Below are 6332 nucleotides of genomic sequence, written 5' to 3'. Positions count from 1 at the left end.
ACACCAACACCGTGGAGCGTGCCATCCGGCCCCTCTGCCTCAGTCGCAAGAATGCCCTGTTCGCCTCGGGCGACGATGGCGGCCGTCGCTGGGCCGCGGTCGCCTCCTTGGTCGAAACCTGCAAGCTCAACGGTATCGACCCGCAGCGCTATCTCGCCGACTTGCTGACCCGCCTCGTCAACGGCTGGCCCAACAGCCGCATCGACGAACTCATGCCGTGGTGCTGGGCCACCACCGAAAAAGGCTGAGCGTCAACCGCAGTCGAGATGGGCCTGAAAGCCGCGCTTACGGATGGCGTGCGGCTGCGCGTCGGCGAGGAGGTCGGTGCGACCGCGCTGCGGCGCGTGCTGGCGGCGCTGCGCGGGTGATCTCGGGGCCGCCGCCAGGGGTGCGCGTCTGGCTGGCCGCGGGCGCGACCGACATGCGCCGCGGCTTCGACGGGCTGGCGCGGCAGGTGCAGGAGGCGCTGGGGCAGGACCCGTTCAGCGGGCAGATGTTCGTCTTTCGTGGCCGCCGCGGCGACCTGGTCAAGGTGCTGTGGTGGGACGGCCAGGGCCTGGTGCTCTACGCCAAGCGCCTCGAACGTGGCAGGTTTGTCTGGCCGCAGGCCAAGGACGGCGTCGTCTCGCTGACGCCTGCACAGCTCTCGATGCTCTTGGAGGGCATCGACTGGCGCATGCCCGCGCGCACCTGGCGGCCGGAGATGGCGGGGTAGTCCGCCCTCGCGGCGGATTCATTCGGCCCGACGCGGCGCGATGCGCGACCATGCAGCCGTGGAACTCGATCCCGCATCCCTGCCTGGCGACGTCGACGCGCTGCGCGCGATCGTGCTGGCGCAGCACGCCGAGATCACCGGCCAACGCGAGCTCATTGCCCGCCTCCGCCTGCAACTCGCCCGGCTGCGGCGGATGCAGTTCGGCCGCTCCTCCGAGCGCCTCGCCGGCGAGGCGGACCAACTCGAGCTGGCGCTGGAGGAGTTGGAGGCGGATGCGCCCGCCCCGGCGGTGGCCGACAACCCGCTGGCTGGCGAGGGCAGGATGGGCCGTCCCGAGCGGCGCAAGCCCGCCCGCCGTCCGCTGCCCGACCACCTGCCGCGCGAGACGGTCGAGCACGGGGCCGATGCCTGCGCCTGCCCGGCCTGCGGCGGCGCCCTGCGGCGCCTCGGCGAGGATGTGACGGAGGTGCTCGACTATGTGCCGGGCCGGTTCCGCGTCATCCGCCACGTCCGGCCCCGCTGGTCCTGCCGGGCCTGCGAGACCATCACCCAGGCGCCGCCGCCCTCCCTGCCGATCGCCCGCGGCCGGGCCACCGCGGGTCTGCTCGCCCATGTGCTGGTGGCGAAATACGCCGACCACTTGCCGCTTCTGTGATCGGGCCTCTTCCGTCAAGCGCCGAGGATCCACCAAACAGGGCCATGCTTCTGTCCGTGGTCGGCGTGGCCGCCACATGATGCGAAACGAGGAGGCGGACGGCTCCAAATCTGTACCACGTGCTCAAGGCAACTTCGGCAAGTACGAGCTCGTCCCGCCCTCGTCCCTGTTGGGGACCTCTGACGCGGCCGGAGGGGCCGCGCTGGCAGGGGTGGAGAACCGCCTCTATGCCATGGCGGCTTCCTCCCCCGTCTGGGTGGACCAGCGGAACGGCTCATCAGCCTTCCACATGCTGAGCAGCACGACCGCCAGCTTTCGTGCGACGGCGACGCGGGCCTTTTTTGTCCCGCTGCGTCGCGCCAAGCGGACGCCCCAAGCCTTGAGCGCCGACCACTTGGTCACGCGGCCCAAAAGGGTCGCCGCGGCCTCGTAGAACGCCGCGCGCAGGCCAGCGTCTCCTGCCTGGGTGGTTCGACCCATCCGATCGACCTGACCGGACTGGTAGCGGCTTGGCGTCAGCCCCAGCCAGGGCCCTACGTCACGAGCTTTGGGAAACCGTCCGGGATCATCAACCGCGCTTCTGAACGTCAGCGCGACGATCGCGCCGACGCCGGGTGCCGTCATGAGCGTGCGGACTACCGGATCGGCACGTGCTGTCTCGAGCAGCTTTCGGTCAAGCGCGCGTAATTCCTCCAGCAGCGCGTCACGTACGCGCAGCAGCGCCTCCACGACGATCTCGAGCGCCTGGTTGCCTGCAGCAAGTTCCCGGGCTCGCGCTGCCCACTTCGACCGCGTCACCGGTCCCATCTTCAGCCCGAAGTTGCGAAGCGCTGCCCGCATGGAGTTCTCAACCGCGGTCACCTTGTCCACGAGGAACTGGCGTGCGCCCAGCAGTGCGCGGGTCTCCTGCGCCGTAGGCGTCTTCACGTGAACAGCCTTGAACCAACCGAGGCGTACGAGCTGGGCGATGCCGCGCGCGTCATTGCGGTCGGTCTTCACTCGCATGGTGGCCAGTGACGCTCGGACATGCCGCGCCTCCATCACCGTGACCCGGAACCCCTCGCGCGTTAGCCCCGCATGCAGCCACTGCGAGAGGCCGCCGGTTTCAAGGCCGACGTGCTCGACACGTCGGCCCTTGTGCCGAATGAAGCGCGCGATAGCCTCAGGCTCGCTCGGGCATTTGCCCTCCTTGATGATCACCCCGCGCTCGTCAACGATGCAGATGCTCGAGCTGTCGAGCGACACATCAATACCGACAAAAAACTCCATGGACGCCCTCCTTTACCGAGCCCCGTCCGGGGGTGGGTAAGAGATTATCCCAATCAGAGGCAGGCCAGCCCGATCAGCGCATCTCTACCGCCAGAGTGTCAATCGGCTTGGAATCGGGACCCCGGATCGGCGTCCAAAAGGGACCCCTTGGGCTGTGCTGAGGCACTGGCTGGTCGGTCGCCTCGGAGCCGGAGGCGGAGGGGCGGCCGACCAGCCAGTGGCGGCCTCGGCGTTCGGGTGATCAGGCGCGGTTCTTGAACCGCCAGCTCTCGTTGCCGGTCTCGACGATGTCGCAGTGGTGGGTCAACCGGTCCAGCAGGGCCGTGGTCATCTTGGCGTCGCCGAACACGGTCGGCCATTCACCGAATGCGAGGTTGGTGGTGACGATCACCGAGGTCTGCTCGTACAGGCGGCTGACCAGGTGGAACAGCAGCTGGCCGCCGGAGAGCGCGAACGGCAGGTAGCCGAGCTCGTCGAGCACGACAAAGTCCAGCCGACAGAGATGATCGGCCATGCGGCCGCCGCGTCCTGACCTACTCTCGGCCTCAAGCCGGTTCACCAGGTCGACGACGTTGTAGAACCTGCCGCGGGCGCCACTGCGGATCAGCGCGCGGGCGATGCCGATCGCCAGATGCGTCTTGCCCGTGCCGGTGCCGCCGACCAGGACCACGTTGCGCTGCTGGGCGAGGAAGTTGCCGCCCACCAGGTCACGCACGAGCGCCTGGTTGACGGGCGTCCCCTCGAACTGGAAGTCCTCGACGTCCTTGGCCAGCGGCAGCTTGGCGATGGTCATCTGGTACTTGATCGAGCGGGCCTGCTTTTCGGAAATCTCCGCCGAGACGAAGTCGCCGATCACCCGCTGTGGCTCATGCTGGCGTTTTACCGCGGCCGCGATGATGCCGTCGAACGCGGCCTTCATGCCGAACAACCGTAGCTCGCCCATGGCGGCGAGGATCTCGGACCGTTCCATCACGCGTTGCTCCTCAGGCTGTCATAACGGCTGCAGTCGGCCAGCGGCTCGTGCTGCAGCCGCAGGGCTTCAGGGATGAGGATCGGCGCCGGGACCGGAGGGTCGCGTCGGCGGGCCAGGATGTTCAGCACCACGTCGGCCGAGTGCACGCCCTCGCGCAGCGCCTCGGCGCAGGCCGCTTCGACCGCCGTCAGCCCGTCGCTCAGCACCGCAGTGAGGATGTCGACCATCTGCCGGTCGCCATCCTCGGCGCTGCGCAGCTTGCGGCGGATCCGCTCGAGCGCATTCGGCAGCAGCCAGTCCTTGAACGGCGCGCCGTTCCGCAGCGCCCCGGGCTTGCGCGCCAGCACGGGCACGTAGTGCCAGGGATCGTAGATCGTCTGGTCGCGCCCGAAGCAGCGGCGGTGCTCGCCGACAACCCGGCCGTCCTGGCGGAACTCGATCCGCTCGGCATAGGCGCGGATCTCCACCGGCCGCCCAACTGCACTCGCCGCGACCGAGTACCGGTTGTTGTCGAACCGCACCAGGCAGGTCTTGGACACCGCGGCGGGCACGGCGTGGAAGCCGTCGAACCGACCGGTGTAGGCCACCAGGCTCGGCCGCTCCGCCTCGAACACCTCCCAGATCGTCCGCTCCCGCTGCTCGGGATGCCGGTGCGCCCGGGCATGGACCACGCAGCGGTCGAGCAGCTGGGCATTCAACTCCTCATAGCTCCTCACCCGCAGCCGCGGCGCGAAGAACCGCTCCCGCACCAGCCCGACCTGGTTCTCGACCTGGCCCTTCTCCCAGCCCGAGGACGGCGTGCAGGCCACCGGCTGGACCAGGTAGTGGCTGCACATCTGCAGGAAGCGTCGATTATAGGCGCGCTCCTTGCCGACGAAGATCGCGTCCACCGCCGTCTTCATGTTGTCGTAGATCCCGCGCGTGCAGGCGCCCCGGAAGAATGCGAAGGCGCGATCGTGCGCGTCGAACACCATCTCCTGCGTCTCGCGCGGATAGACCCGCACGAACATCATCCGGCTGTGGCACAGCCGCACATGCGCGACCTTCACCGTCACGGTCGCGCCGTCCATCACCACGACCTCGTGGCTCCAGTCGAACTGGTACGCCTCGCCGGGCGCAAAGCTCAGCGGCACAAAAGCCGCCGTCGACAGCGACGCACGGGCCTTCTCCCACGCCCGCGCATGCCGCCGCACCGTGTCGTAGCCGCCTTCGTAGCCAAGCGCCCGCAGCGCCTCGAACAGGCGGATCAGCGTCAGCTTCTCGCGCGTCGACCGGGCGGCGTTCTCCTCCAGCAGCCGATCCAGCTCGGCCTGCCACGCCCCCAGCTTCGGTAAGGGCTGGCGCGTCCGCTCATAGCGAAACTCGGTCGCGCCCGACCGCAGGACCTTCCGGACCACCTTCCGCGACAAACCCAGCTCGCGGCAGATCGCCTTGATCGACCGACCTTCCGCCAAATGCAGCCGTCGGATCTTCGCTACCGTCTCCACGACCAGCATCCCGTCCATGGCTCCCGTCCGTCCCGGAAGCCAGCGTGAACCCCTCCTTCAGAGGGGTCCCTTTTGGACGCCGATCACCCCTCCAAGAGGGTCCCTATTCCACGCCGAATCACAGGATGCCACAGACCAACATTCAGCTGGAACGGCGTGCCGCTGCAGGAAGGCGCTTCCCTAGGCTGCGAGCAGGCGGCCAGGAAAAGCGCCGCCAGCAAGGCAATGCGACGCACGGCAATCATGGGGTGCTCCTTCGGTTGGAACTGGAGGAAGAGGACGAGTTGCGCCGCATCCGCTGATAAGCAGCCCCACCGGCTCGCATGGCGGCCGAGGCTGCAGCGGCTCCGGCGCGGGCTCCCATCGACGCGGCACCGCCAACGAGCGCGCCGCCGGTCGCAACCGCAACACCCGCTCCGGCGGCGGACGACGAACCGATCGCCGCATAGTACGGGAGGCCGAGCATCACGAGCATGTTGATGCCGAACCAGATAGCGACCTTCCAGAGGCCATCCAGCATTTCGGCAAGGCCTGCGCCGGGAAAGGCCGCGACGCGCTGTACCCAGTACATCGAGCCTCTCAGCACCATTTCGGCGAGGATCGCGGCGCAGAGCTGCCAGACGGCAAGCCCGATCAGCTTGCCAATCCACTGCAATACCCAGCCGCGTGTCGCATCGAAGAGCCATGCGATCAGCAGGAACGGCCCCACCGCGATCAGCAGCGCTGTGGCCACGCGGGAAACGAGCCACAATGCGAAGCTGACAAGCAGGAACACCTTGATCGCCGCCTGCGCGAAGCTGATGGCGATCTGGGGGCGGAGGTTCAACAGACCAGCCGCCTGCCCGTCGGCACGCGCGATCAGGTTCGATGCCGCCATATCCACCCGGTCGAAGCGCTGGGCGGCGGTGATGGCCGTGACGTTTCCGGAGAGCGAGGTGGCCACGAGGTTCGGGATGGTGGTCCAGAACTGCTCCCGAACCATCGAGCCATAGGTACCGGCCTGCAGCAGGGCAATAATCGCCATCGCGCGGACGCCGCGCTTCACCGCATCCCAGCCGTCCATCTTGGCGTACATCACCAGGACGGCGGCGATGACGACGTAGAGCATGAGCGCGGACCGGATGACACCGAGCGAGGCCGCAATCCCGGCAGCGATCCCACTATCCATCCCGGCGATCGTCAGGTCGTCGGTGAAGCGGGCGAACTCCTCGTACACGAGACGGGGCCTCCTTT

The 6332-nt window shown here is 68.1% G+C and carries 6 protein-coding genes and 2 pseudogenes; 4 read left to right on the top strand and 4 right to left on the bottom strand.

Annotated elements, in window-relative coordinates:
* From HJG45_RS24800 to HJG45_RS24790, 3 genes and pseudogenes are all read left to right on the top strand, one after another.
* Window positions 1–248: transposase domain-containing protein (locus HJG45_RS24800; protein WP_171616100.1), on the top strand; the 248-nt coding region annotated here is incomplete at its 5' end.
* Window positions 249–388: 140 nt separating this feature from the next.
* The gene (gene tnpB / locus HJG45_RS24795) at window positions 389–715 is read left to right on the top strand and encodes an IS66 family insertion sequence element accessory protein TnpB (protein WP_408902033.1); all 327 of its coding nucleotides are present in this window, start codon (window positions 389–391) and stop codon (window positions 713–715) included.
* Window positions 716–755: 40 nt separating this feature from the next.
* A pseudogene (locus HJG45_RS24790) lies at window positions 756–1364 on the top strand (IS66 family transposase zinc-finger binding domain-containing protein); the annotation flags it as partial.
* A 231-nt stretch (window positions 1365–1595) separates the two neighbouring features.
* Here HJG45_RS24790 and HJG45_RS24785 read toward each other — a convergent pair.
* Window positions 1596–2639, bottom strand: a complete 1044-nt coding sequence (locus HJG45_RS24785) for an IS110 family transposase (protein WP_171616096.1) — start codon at window positions 2637–2639, stop codon at window positions 1596–1598.
* A gap of 241 nt (window positions 2640–2880) precedes the next feature.
* On the bottom strand, window positions 2881–3609 hold the full coding sequence (gene istB / locus HJG45_RS24780; protein ID WP_171615985.1) for an IS21-like element helper ATPase IstB: 729 nt from the start codon (window positions 3607–3609) through the stop codon (window positions 2881–2883).
* Between istB and HJG45_RS29535 the strand changes: the two genes are divergently transcribed.
* The gene (locus HJG45_RS29535) at window positions 3536–3688 is read left to right on the top strand and encodes a hypothetical protein (protein WP_408902034.1); all 153 of its coding nucleotides are present in this window, start codon (window positions 3536–3538) and stop codon (window positions 3686–3688) included. The two genes, istB and HJG45_RS29535, sit on opposite strands and share 74 nt — an antisense overlap.
* Here HJG45_RS29535 and istA read toward each other — a convergent pair.
* Together istA and HJG45_RS24770 are read right to left on the bottom strand one after the other, a co-directional pair.
* Window positions 3621–5108, bottom strand: a pseudogene (gene istA / locus HJG45_RS24775) (IS21 family transposase); the annotation flags it as partial. The gene HJG45_RS29535 and the pseudogene istA sit on opposite strands and share 68 nt — an antisense overlap.
* A gap of 232 nt (window positions 5109–5340) precedes the next feature.
* A complete protein-coding gene (locus HJG45_RS24770; protein ID WP_132294172.1) occupies window positions 5341–6315 on the bottom strand; it encodes a type IV secretion system protein in 975 nt (324 codons plus the stop codon).
* Window positions 6316–6332: the final 17 nt, after the last annotated feature.

This window comes from Roseicella sp. DB1501 (assembly GCF_013112485.1).
Taxonomy (GTDB): domain Bacteria; phylum Pseudomonadota; class Alphaproteobacteria; order Acetobacterales; family Acetobacteraceae; genus Paracraurococcus.
The sequence above is the reverse complement of the archived record's forward strand: the minus strand, read 5'-3'. Positions and strand labels throughout refer to the sequence as shown.